The organism is Shewanella sp. MBTL60-007 (genome assembly GCF_019654915.1).
Classification (GTDB): domain Bacteria; phylum Pseudomonadota; class Gammaproteobacteria; order Enterobacterales; family Shewanellaceae; genus Shewanella.
Genome location: NZ_BPET01000069.1, coordinates 1 through 17,634 on the forward strand (window position 1 = coordinate 1; position 17,634 = coordinate 17,634).

A 17,634-nucleotide genomic window follows, 5' to 3' on the forward strand; every position below is an offset into this window, starting at 1 on the left:
CTCTTTCGATTTTTGAATCCCTAACACTGCTGCAAGTCCCGTTCTATCTAGCGTTTACGCTGGGTAGTTAGCCTGCTGTGTCGTGTCAGTGGATGCGCATTATAGGGAGATTTAAGACGAGCGCAAGCGCTTTTTGAAAGAAAAATACATTTAATTTTTATACCTTTACTAGGCACAGTTAACCAACAAGTTATCCACAGAGTTACGCAAAAAACATAATAAAACTTAGGCTAGTACACATAACCTATGGTGCTAAACGCATATCAAATCTTCTTTTTTAGCAAGCTAAACGATGACCAATCTATTAATAGGTGTTTAAAAGCCTCTAGTTTCAACCATAAATACACAGCTCTTAATAATTAAGCGCACGATTACGACCGAATGCTTCTGTCGAAGGGAGTTAAATACTAAAACAGGAATGTAAGTACAGAGAGTCACTAACCATATATATGAAAAATGTCTCTACTATAAGGTAGAGGTGAAGACACCGAGCAATTACATAATGAAAAGCCAGTAACGAGTATAGTTCGGCTACTGGCTTTGGGAGAAGCTAAACACCTTTATATAGGGTGTTTGTTTGGTAAAATGTTATTCTGCAATCCACTGTCCGTTAGATTTTGGTCTAACCCAAGGTTGTGAAAACCAGTAGTAACTTCCTTTGCTCTTACTCGGAGCCGTACAGTTATAACGTGAACGGCCAGCGGGCAGATCAAGCTCAGCCTGAATGCTAAACTCATTGTCAGAAACCCAGTTAGGTTTCTTAGCCCCTTGCCCCTGAATAAAGCACATTAACTGTGAGGCATTGATATCACTCATATCCAAGGTAACCTTTATTTCTGGGCGCCATTGGCCTTGAGAAAGTTCAGGGTTGCTATTAGTTTGGGCAAGTACTGGCATATTCAAACTATGTAGCTTCACCTTTAAACTATTTAGATCAGCATAAACACCTGCGACAGGAAAACGAGGCAGTGCCGTTAACGGCGAATAGGGACCAGCTGCACCGGACTGCTGACCAAATGCCACAAAGCCGTGCTTGTCGAGCATCTCTTCTATCTGCTTATTATATTCACCATAAGGGTAAGCCAGCATTTTCAGGTTCTGACCTGTAGCCTTTGCGATCTCATTTTCGGTACGCAGAATATTACTCTCGATACGTGCTAACCATTGCGCCTCGGTCTCCCCTGACAACTTACGGATAAGGTGTTCGTGTCCCCAGCTATGGTTGGCTATTTCCGCTCCCTCTTCAGATAATGTGATCAGCTGCTGCCAGCTCATCATTTCACCATACTCTTTTAGGATCGGTTCAACCGAGACAAAAAGGGTGTAGGGGAATTTATATTGCTTTAAAATAGGGTGCGCTGTATTAGCAATGCTGCGATAACCATCATCGAAGGTAATCGCTATCGTTTTTGCTGGCAGTGCTTTTTTAGCCTTAATTGACTCCACCACGGTTGAAAGTGGCACTACATTGAAGTTGTTTTCCGCCAGGTACTGCATCTGCTCTTTGAATTGCGCAGGGGTAACACTGGTGATCGCTGGCGTACTATCCGAAACATGATGATATTGTAATATCACCGTCGCGTGAGCCGAAAAACCTGTCAGCGCAAGTAGCGCTAGCAACACGTTTTTAACCATAAATATTAGACCTCTAGAATGATTGCCTTATTGTTAAACCCACAAAAAAATCGACAATTACTTGCACTCGCACTGCCGATGATTTTATCAAATATCACGGTGCCACTGCTGGGACTCGTTGATACCGCCGTTGTTGGACACCTTAGTAACGCCTATTATTTGGGCGGCGTGGCAGTTGGGTCAACGATTATAACCTTAATTTTGTGGTTGCTAGGATTTTTACGCATGGCAACCACAGGATTAGTTGCTCAAGCCTATGGTGCAAACGACACCCAGCAACAGTTTAGACTCTTGGTACAAGCAGCAAGTCTAGCACTGATGTTCGGTATTGCAGCCATAGCGCTACAGCTACCTATCGTTAATTTAGCGATGGCAATGTCTGATGCCAGCGTCGAAGTCGAACGCTATTGTCGAGAATATTTCCAGATCCGGATCTGGTCGACCCCGTTTGCACTGATGAACTTAGTGCTACTGGGCTGGCAACTCGGCAGACAACAGCCCAAAGCGGCGATGTGGCAACTGATTGTAGCCAACCTAGTGAATATTGTCTTAGATGTTCTCTTTGTTCTAGCACTTGGCTGGGGCGTAAAAGGGGCGGCAATCGCATCGGTATGTGCCGATATTGCAGGCTTCGCAGTGGCGCTGACCATGGTGCGCAGCCAACTTTGCAAACTCGGTGACTTTAAGCTGATTCAAATCGCCAAGCAACTATCGCTACAAAGCTACGCCAAGCTGATGAGTTTAAACACAGACATTTTTATTCGTAGCCTTTGTCTGCAGCTTTCATTTGCCTTTATGACCTTCTATGGCGCAGGCTTAGGTGATAACACCGTTGCCGCTAATGCGGTGCTCCTCAACCTGCTCCTTCTTATCTCCTATGCACTGGACGGCATAGCCTACTATGCTGAGGCAGAGGTCGGACGCGCTCATGGCCAGAAAAATAGCCGTTTAATGCAAGAATCAGTGACTCTAGCCTGGGCTTGGTCCGCTATCGCTGCCCTAGGTTTTACGGTGTTCTTTGCCCTTGGGGGCTCACAGATTATCTCGATGCTCACCAGTATCAGTGAGGTGCGAGCCGTGGCCGAGCAATATTTGATTTGGGTGATATTCCTGCCTCTGCTTGCCTTTGGCTCCTATCTTTTCGATGGTGTCTATATTGGTGCTGCGCAAGGAAAGGTGATGCGTAACAGCATGATCTTATCGACCTTTGGTGTGTTTTTCCCGGTTTGGTATCTGTTAGAACCACAAGGTAACTTTGCCTTATGGGCTGCCATGAGCTGTTTTATGTTGGCTCGTAGTGCTTCATTATCGCTGCACTACTATTTCAAGCTCAGGCTGGTACTGGACTAATTGCCATCTCTTCAAGCATAAAAAACGCGACCATTTGGTCGCGTTTTATTTAATCATGTCGCTATATTACTGGTAAGAATGAGCACCGTGCTGGTGTTCTGTCACATCTTTAACGCCAGTTAGTTCGCCAGGGAACTGTTCAAGTAACTGCTTCTCGATGCCATCTTTTAGAGTAACATCAACCATTGAACAACCATTACAACCACCACCGAACTGAAGTACTGCGATGCCATCCTCGGTGATCTCGACTAGCATGATGTTACCACCGTGGCTGGCAAGTTGTGGGTTGATTTCTGACTGGATCATGTACTCGATTCGCTCAGTTAAAGGCGCATCGTCAGACACTTTACGCATCTTCGCATTTGGCGCCTTAAGTGTTAGCTGAGAACCTAGTTGGTCAGTCACATAGTCGATGCTAGCTTCTTCTAAGAAAGGAGCGCTCTTCTCATCGACCATGGCGCTAAAGCCATTGAACTCTAACTCTGTATCATCGGCTTCTACAGCATCGGGTGGACAATATGAAACACCACACTCAGCCTGAGCTGTACCAGGACTGATAACGAATACTCGAATGTGGGTTCCTTCAGGCTGATCTGATAACAATTTAACAAAATGCGCCTGAGCTGCTTCGGAAATGGTAATCATGAAAACATGCTCCGTCAGGAGTAAACCTGAGTGTTTTAGTAAGAATTAGCCCTATAATACTCTTACTCTGCACTCCTTTGTAGCCCCTAGCCCTCACAGTTTGAGAATAAACACCATTCAGATCACAGTTTTTTATCATATCCGGCTGTGGTTTTGTCAACGCCGAGCTGCTAATTTAATAACAATATTATAAATATAATGAAAACCCCATGCTCAGAATCTGTCTCATTTTTTTATACGCCTTTTTAATGTCATCCTCTTTTTTTGCCGAAGCAAAGAAGACGCGTTTAACAGACAGTCCCCTATATGGCGTAAACACGGTTAGTCCAGAGGAGTTCTTAGGCTATCCCCTCGGAGAGCGTTTGCTTCGCCACGATCAGATCAATTACTACCTCAAAGAGGTCGCCAAACAAAACCCCAGAGTATCGCTGGAAAATACAGGACATAGCCACGAGGCCAGACAGCAGTTAACCGCCGTTATCACCTCAGTAGAGAATCAAAACAAACTCGATGAAATCTTAGCTCAGCGACAGCAGATCAAATATCAGGGGAAACAAGGTGGACCACTCATTATCTGGTTGGCCTACTCTATTCACGGTGATGAGATCAGCGGTGCCCATAGCGCACTAAAACTTAGCCATATGTTAGCCACCAGCGAAGAGAAGTGGGTCACAGAGTTGCTGGAACAGGCGGTAGTTCTTGTCACCCCAAGCCAAAATCCTGACGGGCTCGACCGATTTTCAACTTGGGCCAATGGCTATGCTGGTAAAGTTGTCGTTACCGACCCCAATCATAAAGAGCATAAGCAGGGCTGGCCGACGGGTCGAAGCAACCACTACTTCGCCGATCTCAATCGCGATTGGCTATTCCTGCGCCATCCCGAATCCCAAGGCCGCGTAGCACTATTTCACCGCTGGCAACCCCATTATGTGGGAGACTTCCATGAGATGGGCCATAACTACAGTTACTTTTTTCAGCCCGGCGTGCCCGAGCGAACCCACCCACTCACACCGGCAGGCAACCAGAAATTAACAGCAAAACTCGCCACCTATCACCAAGCCGCACTCGATGAGAAAAAACAGAGCTATTTTAGCCGCCAACTATTCGATGATTTCTTCTATGGTAAAGGCTCTACCTACCCAGATATCAATGGCGCAATTGGCGTGCTATTTGAGCAAGCCAGCGCTCGAGGACAACAGCAGGACTCAATCAATGGCGTTGTTCACTTTCAAGAAGCTATAGACAACCAATATGCAACGTCCATTTCCAGTCTAAAAGGCGCTCTGGCGTTAAAGTCTGAACTAGAGCAATACCAAGCGGAATTTTTTAAGGACAAGCATCAAAAAGCGATGCGAAAAAAGCCTCGCCAAGCGGGGTTGCTGCTCAGCACGAATAATGACCCAAGCAGAATTCGAGCGCTAACCCATCTACTCAAGCAACACCAGATTGAATACTACTACCTCACCAATAAACTCACTCAAGGTGGCGTGGATTTTGATGTCGACAGCAGTATTTTTATCCCTAACAAGCAGGCACAAAGCGCACTACTTAGCGCAATGTTTGACGATAGAACCGAATTTATCGACCCGACCTTTTATGATATCTCGACTTGGAACCTACAACACGCATTCGACCTGTCAGTGCGTCGTAATGTCAAACTTGAGCTAACTGTTTTAAGCCAAAGCCCAGCTCAGTTTTCATTACCAACATGGAGTGATGATGCGGTCGCCTTACTCATTGACTGGCGCGATAGCCAAGCTGCTGTATTACTACAGCAACTACTCAATCAAGGGATAAAGGTTAAGTTTGCCGCTAAGCCATTTAGCATTTTGACTAGTGCTGGTGAAATAGATTTTGCTGCCGGAACCCTGCAAGTCCCACTCAAACAGGATAGCTTATCGGCGAGTGAAATACGCCAAGGTGTAAAACAGTTAGCACAAGAGTTTAAGGTCGATGTTATAGCAACCAATACCAGCAGCGCGACTAAGGGAATCGATCTCGGCAGCCCTGATTTTAAGCCTATAAAGCCGATTCGACCTCTCGTTGTGAGCGGTAAAGGGACTTCGATTGCCGAGGTTGGTCAGCTCTGGTACTACTTAGATAACACTCTAGGCGTAGCTACCACGCTCATCGACAGTCACGATCTTGCATCGATAAGATTAACCGATTACAGCCATGTACTACTAGCCGATGGCAACTATAAAACTTTAAACGATCGCTTTGCTCGCAAGCTGGGTCAGTTTGCCTCTGAAGGTGGTGTAGTCATTGCCCAAAAAGGCGCACTTAATTGGTTAAGTGACTCCAACCTACTCGCGACCGATCTCCGCAGTGAACGTTTTTATAAGCAGCTATTTAATGCCGATGGGTTGTCCTTCGAGCAGAAATCGGACTTCAACGCCAAACAGCAGATTGGCGGCGCGGTTGTCGAGCTAAAGTTAGATACGAGCCATCCTCTCAGCTTTGGTCTTAATGGTGATCGTCTGCCAGTGATGAAAAACAAAGTATTAGGCTTCTCACCGAGCAGCAAAGCCTTTTCAGTCGCGGCGAGCTATGCTTCTCAGCCACTGCTGAGCGGCTATCTGGCCAAAGAGTACCAGAGCAGCTTTAGTCATTCCCCCGCAATGATTATCGAGTCACGTAACAAGGGCGCTGTGGTAGCGCTAGCCGATAATCTGCTGTTTAGAAATATTTGGCTTGGAGCAGAGAAAGCCTACGCCAATGCGCTCTACTTCATTCCGGCGCTACATTAATACTCGTAGACAGAGTCCTTGGGGCCATATCATTACACTATTTTCCTGGTGCCTCGGCTCTCGCTAGGCACCAAACTTGTACCTGAGTGTGCTTTTGCTGCAATAGTCTCGCAATCTCATCCACCGTGGTACCAGTAGTCACCACATCATCAATTAACGCCACTCGCTGCCAGTTAAAATCAGCAGAGAGAGTGAAGGCATCTTTAAGATTTTTACGTCGCAACTTACCAGACAGTCCCGCCTGAGGCTGAGTCTCTCTCACTCTTAGCAGTACATTATCAACAAGGGGGATCCCCAAACGCTTAGAAAGTGCCTGCGCGATTAGCCAAGCCTGATTGAAACCTCGTTGTTGTAGTCTTTTTTCATGTAGTGGCACCGCTATCAACACCTGCGGCAGATCGATGAAACCTAAATATTCTAGATATAAAATACGCTGCACTAGTGCATCGACCAGCACATCTATCACAGCAAACTGCGCCTGATACTTTATCTGTCCAACCCAATGGCCTAGGCCTTGGTGATAGCTGCAAGGAGCGATAACACTTAAAGGTGTCGATGCCTGACAGTGACCACAAAAAGCCATTAGCAGAGGGAGTTCACCACCGCAGCCCAAGCAAACTGGCGTTTGATAACGACTGGCATGCAAGCACACGCTGCAGACCCCTCGGTTACTAGACCCAATCTGTTGATGGCACATTAAACAGCGATTGGGTAAAATTGCTGTCAGCCACCGAGTCCAAGGTGCTTTCTTGATAATGAATTCCTTTTCATTGTTAAGTCTCAACGCTAACCCATGAGGCATTAAATGAGTTTAACCAAGCTATATATCGAATCTATTGGCGAAGGGCCCGATCTAGTGATGCTTCATGGCTGGGGCGTTAACAGCGCCGTATTTGCTCCACTGCAAGGTGCATTGACTAAGTATAGGGTTCACTTCGTTGATCTGCCTGGATTTGGCGATAGCCAAGCCGTTGTGGGAGATATCCACGACTGGCTTAATGCTATTTTAGAGGTTGTTCCACAACAGGCAATCTGGGCTGGTTGGTCTTTGGGGGGCTTAGTCGCAACACTAGCCGCCATACACCATCCGCAGCGTGTTTCAGCCTTGTGCACCATAGCATCATCCCCTTGCTTTATGGCCAATGACGACTGGCCAGGGATCGCACCTGAAGTATTAAATCAATTCGCGCAACAGCTGACTCACGATCTCGATAAAACCGTTGAGCGTTTCCTTGCAATTCAGGCCATGGGAAGTGCAACGGCCAAGGGCGATATCAAACAGCTACGTGAATTAGTGCTGGCTAAGCCTAAAGCACAGCAATCTGCATTAGCCCAAGGATTAACCATGCTGGAATGTGTCGATCTGCGCAGCCAGCTAGCCCACATTGGCCAGCCTTGGCTCAGAGTCTGGGGACGATTAGATGGTCTAGTGCCGCGTAGAGTCATCAAGACGATGCCGCAGCTTAGCCGAAGCCAAGACCTACTACTCAACAAAGCCTCCCACGCACCGTTTATTAGCCATCAGCAGGAGTTTGTCGAAGGCTTTAATCAATGGCTAGATGAACTAGTCTGATATAAAAGCATTTTGTTATTCTAGATTCGCTCAACATAAAACTAACAAGCCAATATTGTTAGCTTTATTTCCCGCCTCAAATTGGTTAATATTTAATCGAGACTTTATAGGGGAACATTATGTTAGTGGTGACCAACTATCCCAACGTGCCGATTGCAACATCTAATGCTGCAACCGATTCTGCGCGCACGGATGGTCAACAGCGTCCACCGATTATCCCCCCACAGCAAGCAACTAAAGGCCACGAAGAACGTGCCTTTAACCCACAAAATGAACGTACTGCCGAACACGCTCAAAGCCAAGCTAAGCTGCGCGAGTCTGTGCAACAGAAGCAGCAGGGCCAGTCCCAACAGCAAGAGCAATCGGATCAAGAAAAGCAGAAACAGAATACCGCACTCAATCTAAAACAGCTGCTTAGCCAACGCAGGCCACTCAAGCGCAGCGATATCAAGATCCCAGAACAAGTTGTTGTTAGTAGCGATGTGAAGAGTGAAAAAAAAACAAACATGCCTAATGAGCCCCTACAGTTTTATCAAGCTTTTGGCGTCCGTATCGAAGCGTTTTACCACCAGCGCACTGAGCCCAATAATCCCCCCGGCTTTTTAGAAACCGCATAAAAAAACCGACAAACTCAGTTGTCGGTTTTTTTGTATCTCACGTTGCGCTTTATCGTACTTACGATTACTTCTTCAGTTTAGCGAACGCATCGGCGAAGGCATTGCCCATGGCCGCATTAGCTGGTTGCTTCGGTTTATGAGTCTTTTGCTGACCACGCTGTTGATTAGCACCGCCCTTGTTTGAGTTCGCTTTGTTATGAGCTGGACGTGGCGCACTCTTAGGCGCATCACCGGCCTTGTCATCAAGACGCATACTCAAACCGATACGGCGACGCTCCGCATCAACTTCCATCACCTTAACTTTAACTATATCACCGGCCTTCACGATCTTATGTGGATCATCGATAAACTTATCTGTCATCGATGAGATATGCACTAACCCATCTTGATGAACGCCCACATCGACGAAAGCACCAAAGTTAGTCACGTTAGTGACCACACCTTCTAAGATCATATCCAGCTGCAGATCTTTGATCTCTTCCACGCCCTCTTTAAAGGTCGCAGTTTTAAACTCACCACGGGGATCGCGTCCCGGCTTATCAAGCTCTGCCAGAATATCGGTCACCGTAGGTAAACCGAACTCACTAGTGGTAAAATCTTTCGCTTCAAGGGATTTAAGTAACTCTGCATTACCCACTAACTCGGCAACTGAGATGCCTTTAGCGCTCGCAATCGACTCAACTAATGAATAAGCCTCTGGATGCACGGAAGAGCCATCGAGTGGATTGTCGCCATCGTTAATGCGCAAGAACCCCGCAGCCTGCTCATAGGCTTTTGGTCCGAGACGTGCAACCTTAAGCAGTGCCTTACGGTTATTGAAACGTCCCTGCTCATCACGGTGCATCACTATGTTACGTGCTAAGGTTTTATTTAGGCCTGCCACCTGTGCTAACAACGCCGCCGACGCCATATTCACATCAACACCAACACCATTCACACAGTCTTCAACCACAGCTTCTAGTGAGCTAGATAGCTGGCTTTGGCTCACATCGTGCTGGTACTGACCTACACCGATAGCCTTAGGCTCAATCTTCACCAGCTCAGCTAATGGATCTTGTAGACGGCGTGCAATTGAAACCGCGCCACGGATCGATACGTCGATATCTGGAAACTCTTCTGACGCTAGCTCAGATGCGGAATAGACAGAAGCGCCAGCTTCGCTAACCATAATCTTAGTTAACTTAGGTAACTCGGCCTTCACTTGGCTAATCAGATCCGCCGCCAGTTTGTCTGTTTCACGAGAAGCTGTGCCGTTACCGATAGCAATCAGCTCAACCTTATGCATCTTCACTAAGTTAGCTAAGGTTCTTACCGACTTATCCCACTGGTTTTGCGGCGCATGGGGGAAGATAGTGGTATGCGCAACTAATTTACCCGTATCGTTAACGATAGCGACTTTCACACCGGTGCGTAAACCTGGATCTAAGCCCAGAGTAGCCTTAGCACCCGCTGGAGCCGCCATCAGTAAATCGCCTAAGTTACGGGCAAAAACCTTAATCGCTTCTTGCTCGGCGTTATCACGCATGCGGCCTAGAAACTCGGTTTCCATCTGCAGCGCAACCTTGACCTTCCAAGTCGCAGCAACTACGGTTTTCAACCATGCATCGACGTCGCTATCGCCTAAACCTAACTTGAAGTGCTCAATAATAATCACTTCACAATAACTAGCCTGTTTAGGATCCTGAGCAGGATCAGCATTAATACTTAAACTGAGCATGCCTTCATTGCGGCCACGCAGCATCGCCAATGCACGATGAGATGGCACCTTGGCAAGCTTTTCTGAATGCTCGAAGTAATCTCTAAACTTAGCACCTTCTTTTTCTTTGCCTTTGACCATTCGACTTTCAAGCTGAGCATTTTGCTCTAGCTGAATACGAATTTTTTGTAGCAATTCTGCATCTTCTGCAAAGCGTTCCATCAAAATAAAACGCGCGCCATCGAGCACCGCTTTAGCATCGGCAAAACCCGCCTCGGCATTGATGTACTCACTAGCAACCGCTTCGCAGTCGGCCTGACGATTTGCCAATAGATAATCGGCCAATGGCTCTATGCCGGCTTCAATAGCGATTAGGCCCTTGGTGCGACGCTTTGGCTTATAAGGAAGGTAAAGATCCTCTAGGCGAGTCTTACTATCTGCTGCATTGATTGCGGCTTTCAACTCTGGCGTTAACTTACTCTGTGCTTCAATACTCGATAAGATAACGTTACGGCGGTCATTAAGATCGCGCAAATAGCCTAAGCGACTGCTTAGCGTACGTAACTGAGCGTCATCTAAACCGCCGGTCGCCTCTTTACGGTAACGGGCAATAAACGGCACGGTAGCGCCATCATCGAGTAATGAAATGGTGTCGATAACTTGTTGCTGACGAACATTAAGTTCCTCAGCGATGAGCTGTGCAATATTCTGCATAAATAGAGGTCGAGCCTAGTTGGTAATCGGTATTTCGCCAAAGATACCACAGCCCATGGCTTTGGTTAATGCTAATGCTTAGACAAATATGCTATTTGAGGAACGAAACCTTGTATGAGGAAGAGTGAGCCTATTCAAAGCCATGATAAGAGATGCGATTGACGTACCAGATCTGTTCTCCTGCTGGGGTCTTAATCACGGCTTCATCATCGACCTCTTTTTTCAATAAACCACGAGCCATAGGCGAGTCTATCGAGATATAGTCTTTACGGCCAAAGATCTCATCATAACCGACAATCTTAAACTGCAGTTTGTCACCATCATCATTCTCAATTTCGACCCAGGCACCAAAAAATACCTTGCCCTCTTGTGCTGGCGAGTAATCGACAACTTGTACATTTTCGAGAGTTTTACGCAGATAACGCACTCGACGGTCGATTTCACGCAGTTTTCGCTTATTGAAAGTGTAATCAGCATTCTCACTTCGGTCGCCCAAGCTAGCAGCCCAGCTGACAATTTTAGTGATCTCTGGACGATGCTCTCGCCAAAGGTAATTCAACTCTTTTTGCAGTTTCTCGAAACCTTCACGGGTGACGATTGCGGTTCTCATAAGTTCTACTTTATAAAGGAAGTGATCATAGTTCAGGGACAAAAATAATAGCATAAATTCCACTAAGCTTAGCTAGGTCACATTCAGCTTTTAAAGATAATAATGACCTATTTCAATTTGCTTACAATTTTACGCTCCCAGATAGATACGGCATTTTAAAGTTAAATTCAAATACTTAGCCTATGAAAACCACCAGTAGATGCAAGCCTTCTCGTCATTGGAGAAAATGCCTGCTAGTCATTAACATATTAAAACGGCTATATTAGGATTAATCATATTCAATATCAGATATTTGCCTACCGATAAGAGGTGGCCGCCGAGTTAAAAGGACCTTAAACATGGGACAAGAAACCTCAAAAATTCTCGTCGTCGACGATGATATGAGACTAAGGGCATTGTTGGAGCGTTATTTAATGGAGCAAGGCTACCAGGTACGTAGCGCCGCTAATGCCGAGCAGATGGATCGCCTACTCGAACGCGAAAACTTCCACTTGCTAGTACTCGACCTTATGCTTCCCGGTGAAGATGGACTCTCTATCTGTCGTCGACTACGCCAAGCAGGTAACCCTATCCCTATCGTAATGCTTACCGCTAAAGGGGACGAGGTCGATCGTATCATAGGTCTCGAATTAGGCGCCGATGATTATCTACCTAAACCATTTAACCCTAGAGAATTGCTCGCACGGATTAAAGCCGTGATGCGTCGCCAGACTCAAGATGTACCCGGTGCTCCCACCCAGCAAGAGGAAGAGATCACCTTTGGCGAATTCTCCTTAAATCTTGCGACTCGTGAGATGTACCACGGGGAAGAAAGTATCGCCCTAACCAGTGGTGAATTTGCTGTACTCAAAGTGCTGGTCAGCCACCCACGGGAACCCCTTTCACGGGACAAACTAATGAATCTAGCTCGCGGCCGTGACTATTCAGCACTTGAGCGCTCGATTGACGTGCAGGTTTCGCGTTTGCGCCGTCTGATTGAGAAAGATGCAGCTAACCCACGCTATATCCAGACGGTATGGGGTCTTGGCTATGTATTTGTGCCTGATGGCCAATCGCGTAAATAGCTAAGTGGCTTTACACAGACGATGGTGGCAACGTTTTTTGCCACGCAGTTCCTTCAGTCAAACAGTGATGTTGATTGGCTGTTTGCTGCTGACAAATCAGTTGGTGTCATACATCTCTGTTGCCGTTTACTTCATTAAGCCCAGTTATCAGCAAATCAACCAACTAATAGCCAGACAAGTAAAACTGCTGTTTGTTGATGGCGTCGATATCGGCCGTGAACACCTCACCATGGTGGATGCCCTTAACGCCAAGGTGCGTGATGACACCATGCAGTTTTATAACCAAAAACAAGCTCGCCAAGCGGGTATCGAACGAGCTACTTACTACAGTTTCTTATCCTCTCAAATGTCCGAATACCTAGGTGGAGAGGCAGAGGTGCGTATAGCTCAAGGGGAGGAATTTGAGATCTGGATCCGTCCCCCTCAGGCTCCTTCTATCTGGATCAGGGTCCCACTTACCGGCCTCAATGAGAAAAGTCTTTCACCGCTAACCCTATACTTAATGGTGATAGGCGCATTGAGTGTTGCGGGCGGATGGTGGTTTGCTCGCCAGCAAAACCGCCCACTGAGACGACTACAAAAGGCCGCTATTGCGGTGTCTCGAGGTGACTACCCGAAACCGCTACCGTTAAGTGGCTCAACGGAAATTGTTGAGGTAACCAACACCTTTAACCAGATGTCTCATAGCATGAAACAACTGGAGCAAGACAGAGCACTATTAATGGCGGGGATCTCCCACGACCTTCGCACGCCGCTGACTCGGATCCGCTTAGCCTCAGAAATGATGGTCGAAGAGGACCAATACCTCAAAGATGGCATCGTCAGCGATATTGAAGATATGGACGCCATAATTAATCAGTTCATCTCCTATATCAGGCAAGATCAGGAAGGCACACGAGAACCCGAGCAAATTAATGATTTAATTCAGGATGTAATTCAAGCCGAGTCAAACCGTGAAGGCAAAATAGATTCAGAGCTTAGTGAATGCCCAAGTATCCCTATGCAGGGGATTGCTATTAAACGCGTACTCAGCAACCTCGTTGAAAATGCCTACCGCTATGGTAATGGCTGGGTACGGATTAATTCACAGTTTAATGGTCAGTATGTCGGCTTTAGTGTCGAGGACGATGGCCCCGGGATTGAAGAAGAGCAGATCCCGAAACTGTTTCAGCCTTTTACTCAAGGCGATACAGCGCGCGGCAGTGTTGGCTCAGGTTTAGGTCTGGCTATCATCAAACGTATTGTCGATAGACATCAGGGCAAGGTCATCCTCACCAACCGCAGCGAAGGCGGATTGCATGCTCAAGTTTGGTTACCGGTTGAATAGTTTCTGTGTAATTTATCTGTAACCCAAATGCCATACTCTAGCGCCATGTTTTAGACTTGGCGCGCACAATGAAAATATCCACCCTCTCTCTTTCTGCTTCCACTGCACTTGTTGCTATCGCGGCATTGCTGGCGGCCATCCTATTATTCAGTAACGACAAACGCCAATATATAGAGCAGCAGACGACGGCGTTGCAAGAGGTCCAACACAGCTTTCTAGTCGATATAAGACGAGAAATCGACAGCTATCTGTTAAGTGGCAATAGCATCAAACTTGAAAATGCCAAGCTGAAATTAACCGAGTTGGCCACTAAAATGGCTAAACTAAATGCGCTTGATACAGAGCAACTGCAACAGTTCATAACTCGTTTTACCCAAGCCTTAAACAGTGAATACCGCACTGCAGGAAAATTATCAGGCAACCCTAGACAGCTTTTAGCCCATGCTGAATCTGAAATGTTAGATTTCAATAACCGCTTAGTCGACTACGCTATTCTTGGCCAAAATGAACATCCAAACTTAGCCAACCAATACTTGGTATTAACTCGTTCCCTACCACCACTTGTCTACGAACTCTCGCAGTTAAGTGATAGCTACCTGATCGGTAAGCAAAAGCACCTAAAACCTATTCTATCAAGCCACATTAATGAGCTTGAAGCTTGGAACAATCAGCTGACAAACCTGCCACTTATTGGGCTCTACACAGCAGAGGAACAGGATGAGTTCTCCCTTGGCGAAGATGAGCCAGAAACCATCGAAATTGGAGAGGATACCATCGCCGAGCTGTTAAGTTTGACTAAGCGGTACAGTAAAGAGATCAGCAATACCCATAACCAGCTGACAGAGAACCAAGATTCCCAGCGGCTTTTGAATCAAGATATTAATACTATTGAGCAACAATTAATGCTCTTGGGCGACCAACAACGTCAGCAAAACCAACAGCTAAAACAACAATTAACCTTTGCTATCTATGCCATGGTTTCGGTACTGATCTTATTTGCCGTTGCTTACCCGATCCTGCTACAACAACGGGTAGTCAAACCACTAAAACAGCTTAGCCACGCCTTTCGTAAACTCACCGAAAGTAATAGCCGAGAACGGATCGCCATCTATAGCCGCTGCGAAACGGGTGAAATTGCCCTCTACTTCAATCAACTGCTCGATCGCTTCGAGGAAGAGGAGGAGCTGCAGCGCAAGCAGATCTCTCAGGTGTCCCATTCATTAAGCCAACTGGTCAATCGTATAGGCCACATTTCAACTAGCACAGAGCAAACCCAGAAAATTGTACTTACAGCCCAAGAACAAACAGAGCATATTCGCCTGCTAGCTAAAGAAGCCTGTGACACTTCTGAAAAAGTTGAATATAACGCTCAGCAGACCCAGCAGCAGATGTTGCAAAGTCAGCAAGAAGCGCAAGCAGTGCTCAACGCCACCGACGAAACGCAAAGCGCTGTGCAACACTGCCATCATGCTCTTTCTAGCCTAACTACCTCTGTTAGCGATGTGTCGCGGATCATCGATGTGATCAGCAATATTGCCGAGCAAACCAACCTATTGGCGCTCAACGCCGCCATTGAAGCAGCCAGAGCCGGTGAGCAGGGGCGCGGCTTTGCGGTGGTTGCAGAGGAGGTACGAAATCTATCTCAACGCACGCAGATATCACTCAAAGAGATCGTGGGGATTTTAGAAAAGCTAACTGCGGCTAATTGCGATTTAGACCATAGAATGAACGGCATAGAACACGCTACACAAACACAAAAACAACGAACTCAAAAGCTGTGGCAACTCGCACAGAGCGTACAAGCTCAAGCCAGCAATATGGCACTCTCGGCGCAACAGGGAGCCAGCCACACACAGCAACAGGTCTGTTATTTAGATGATTTCGCCACAGCGATGAACAGCATGAAAAATCATGCTAAGGCAGCATCAGAGCAATCGGCAGTCATTGCCTCTGAGGTAGAGCAAAGTGTCACGAGCATCGAAATTAGTCTCGGAATTAGCAGCCTTAACATTAAGACTGCTTGATGCAATAAAGCCGTTTTATAGCTCGGCTAAAATCGCTTCTGCCGTACTGACCTCAAAGGATTTAGGTGCCTCGACATTTAGCGTAGTCACAACGCCATTGTCGATCACCATCGCATAACGCTGTGAGCGAACACCACCGAAGTTTCCTGTGTCCATATCAAGCCCTAATGATTTGGTGAAACTGGCATCGCCATCCGCCAACATCATTAATTCAGACGCATTTTGCGCTTCGCCCCACGCTTTCATAACAAATGCGTCATTCACTGAGATACAGGCAATAAGATCAACGCCCTTATCTTTTAATTGATCGGCAAAAACCACGAAACCTGGAAGGTGTGCTTCTGAGCAAGTGGGAGTAAATGCACCTGGAACCGCAAATAAAACGACCTTTTTTCCAGAAAAAAGCTCCGTAATATCATGAGTTACCATGCCATCTTTTGTAAGCTCAGCCAAGGTTCCTGCTGGCAATGTTTGTCCTTTTTCAATCATGAGAAGCCTCTTTAATATCGTTAGTCAAAAGGTATGCTAATAAAATTGGCAGCAAACAAACACCGAGAGAGAGTAAGGGCTTTGTTAAAGTCGGCCTTTTATCAGCGACTACGGCTTACTGAGACTCCATTGTCGCGGCATATTCTTTAATAATCCAATCTACAATCTTGGTTATACGGGCGTCTCGTTTTCTTGATGACTTATAGGCAATTGAGTAGGTCCAGCCTGTATAGCAATGGGGGAGATCCAACTTCACAAGGTTTCCTGAATCTAACTCTACTTGTAGTGTTTGCTCTAAACCTAACACGATCCCCTGACCAAAAATTGCCGCCTGTACCGCCAGCATATTATGATTGAAAATAATTTTTCGTTGTAAGGGGCCGACTGCAACTTTGTTATATCTAAACCAGCCTTCCCAATCGACACCATAGTCTTTATGTTTTGAGTAAAGCAATGTCTGCTCATGGAAGGTCGCTAAGGAGATCTCAGGGTGTTTTTGCAAGTATTCAGGGCTACAAAAAGCCACTAACTTCTCTTCAACTAACGGAGTAATGGTATAACCGTCTTGGCATTCGCGGGTGATAATAAAGATGTCTGCGATCATATCGCTCATCTCGACATCATCTTGGAACATACCAACATTGATATTGAATTCAGGATGCTCTTTTCTCAGCTTCGCCATTTTAGGCACTAACCAGCGTGCAGCCAAAGAGTTGTATGAATGAACGCGAACCTCGTTTGACATATCAGGCACTAAACTCGCACAAACACTATTTAAATCATAAAAAACTGGCGCTAGCCTTTGCCTCAGCTCCAAGCCTGACTCAGTCAAGGTGATCTTACCTGCATTGCGATGAAACAGCTTTTCTAAGAAGTAGTCTTCAAGCAGCTTTATCTGTTGTGAGACTGCACTCTGGGTGATGCATAACTCATTCGCAGCGAGTGAGCAGCTTTCCAACCTTGCGCATGATTCGAAAACCTGTAACGCCCTTAAAGGGATATTATGATTCATATTTTATATACATAGTTTAAGTGCATGATGCTCGAGATTAGCACAAGCCTTGAGCGTAAAAATGTAACTGTGACCACAATAAAATATGAATTCACTCACCCAAGGGAACAAGTTAACAGATCTTCGAA

14 protein-coding genes are annotated in these 17,634 nt (G+C 46.3%); 7 read left to right on the top strand and 7 right to left on the bottom strand.

The annotated features are described in order from the left end of the window. Nucleotides 1–588 precede the first annotated feature (588 nt). A complete protein-coding gene (locus K5Q92_RS20830) occupies nucleotides 589–1,635 on the bottom strand; it encodes a polysaccharide deacetylase family protein (protein ID WP_220770788.1) in 1,047 nt (348 codons plus the stop codon). 18 nt (nucleotides 1,636–1,653) lie between these two features. Here K5Q92_RS20830 and K5Q92_RS20835 point away from each other — a divergent pair, with 18 nt between their 5' ends. Next, nucleotides 1,654–2,985 carry an MATE family efflux transporter gene (locus tag K5Q92_RS20835; RefSeq protein WP_220770789.1) on the top strand — a complete coding sequence of 444 codons (1,332 nt, stop codon included), beginning with the start codon at nucleotides 1,654–1,656 and terminating at the stop codon, nucleotides 2,983–2,985. A 66-nt stretch (nucleotides 2,986–3,051) separates the two neighbouring features. Here K5Q92_RS20835 and nfuA read toward each other — a convergent pair whose 3' ends face one another. Beyond that, entirely contained in the window at nucleotides 3,052–3,630 is a 579-nt protein-coding gene (nfuA, locus tag K5Q92_RS20840) for a Fe-S biogenesis protein NfuA (RefSeq protein WP_220770790.1), read from the bottom strand. Between the two features lie 248 nt (nucleotides 3,631–3,878). On the opposite strand from nfuA, the gene K5Q92_RS20845 reads away from it, so the two are divergent. After that, nucleotides 3,879–6,380 (top strand): M14 family zinc carboxypeptidase, encoded by a 2,502-nt coding sequence (locus K5Q92_RS20845; protein WP_259649655.1) that lies wholly within the window; start codon nucleotides 3,879–3,881, stop codon nucleotides 6,378–6,380. A gap of 37 nt (nucleotides 6,381–6,417) precedes the next feature. Here the strand turns inward: K5Q92_RS20845 and K5Q92_RS20850 are convergent, their stop codons facing one another. Beyond that, nucleotides 6,418–7,164, bottom strand: coding sequence for a ComF family protein (locus K5Q92_RS20850; protein WP_259649656.1), 747 nt, complete (start codon nucleotides 7,162–7,164; stop codon nucleotides 6,418–6,420). Between the two features lie 21 nt (nucleotides 7,165–7,185). On the opposite strand from K5Q92_RS20850, the gene bioH reads away from it, so the two are divergent. Further along, nucleotides 7,186–7,953 (top strand): pimeloyl-ACP methyl ester esterase BioH, encoded by a 768-nt coding sequence (gene bioH / locus K5Q92_RS20855; RefSeq protein ID WP_220770793.1) that lies wholly within the window; start codon nucleotides 7,186–7,188, stop codon nucleotides 7,951–7,953. Between the two features lie 119 nt (nucleotides 7,954–8,072). Continuing rightward, the gene (locus K5Q92_RS20860; protein WP_220770794.1) at nucleotides 8,073–8,570 is read left to right on the top strand and encodes a hypothetical protein; all 498 of its coding nucleotides are present in this window, start codon (nucleotides 8,073–8,075) and stop codon (nucleotides 8,568–8,570) included. A gap of 64 nt (nucleotides 8,571–8,634) precedes the next feature. Here K5Q92_RS20860 and K5Q92_RS20865 read toward each other — a convergent pair whose 3' ends face one another. Together K5Q92_RS20865 and greB are read right to left on the bottom strand one after the other, a co-directional pair. Beyond that, on the bottom strand, nucleotides 8,635–10,980 hold the full coding sequence (locus tag K5Q92_RS20865; protein ID WP_220770795.1) for a Tex family protein: 2,346 nt from the start codon (nucleotides 10,978–10,980) through the stop codon (nucleotides 8,635–8,637). Nucleotides 10,981–11,110: 130 nt separating this feature from the next. Beyond that, nucleotides 11,111–11,590 carry a transcription elongation factor GreB gene (greB, locus tag K5Q92_RS20870; protein WP_220770796.1) on the bottom strand — a complete coding sequence of 160 codons (480 nt, stop codon included), beginning with the start codon at nucleotides 11,588–11,590 and terminating at the stop codon, nucleotides 11,111–11,113. Nucleotides 11,591–11,928: 338 nt separating this feature from the next. Between greB and ompR the strand changes: the two genes are divergently transcribed. From ompR to K5Q92_RS20885, 3 genes are all read left to right on the top strand, one after another. Further along, a complete protein-coding gene (ompR, locus tag K5Q92_RS20875) occupies nucleotides 11,929–12,654 on the top strand; it encodes a two-component system response regulator OmpR (RefSeq protein ID WP_220770797.1) in 726 nt (241 codons plus the stop codon). 4 nt (nucleotides 12,655–12,658) lie between these two features. Continuing rightward, nucleotides 12,659–13,981 carry a two-component system sensor histidine kinase EnvZ gene (gene envZ / locus K5Q92_RS20880; RefSeq protein WP_220770798.1) on the top strand — a complete coding sequence of 441 codons (1,323 nt, stop codon included), beginning with the start codon at nucleotides 12,659–12,661 and terminating at the stop codon, nucleotides 13,979–13,981. Between the two features lie 68 nt (nucleotides 13,982–14,049). Further along, nucleotides 14,050–16,005, top strand: a complete 1,956-nt coding sequence (locus tag K5Q92_RS20885; protein WP_220770799.1) for a methyl-accepting chemotaxis protein — start codon at nucleotides 14,050–14,052, stop codon at nucleotides 16,003–16,005. A gap of 15 nt (nucleotides 16,006–16,020) precedes the next feature. On the opposite strand, the gene K5Q92_RS20890 is transcribed toward K5Q92_RS20885, so the two are convergent. Together K5Q92_RS20890 and K5Q92_RS20895 are read right to left on the bottom strand one after the other, a co-directional pair. Further along, nucleotides 16,021–16,494 carry a peroxiredoxin gene (locus K5Q92_RS20890; protein ID WP_220770800.1) on the bottom strand — a complete coding sequence of 158 codons (474 nt, stop codon included), beginning with the start codon at nucleotides 16,492–16,494 and terminating at the stop codon, nucleotides 16,021–16,023. Nucleotides 16,495–16,609: 115 nt separating this feature from the next. Continuing rightward, nucleotides 16,610–17,506 (bottom strand): LysR substrate-binding domain-containing protein, encoded by an 897-nt coding sequence (locus K5Q92_RS20895; RefSeq protein ID WP_220770801.1) that lies wholly within the window; start codon nucleotides 17,504–17,506, stop codon nucleotides 16,610–16,612. Nucleotides 17,507–17,634 lie beyond the last annotated feature (128 nt).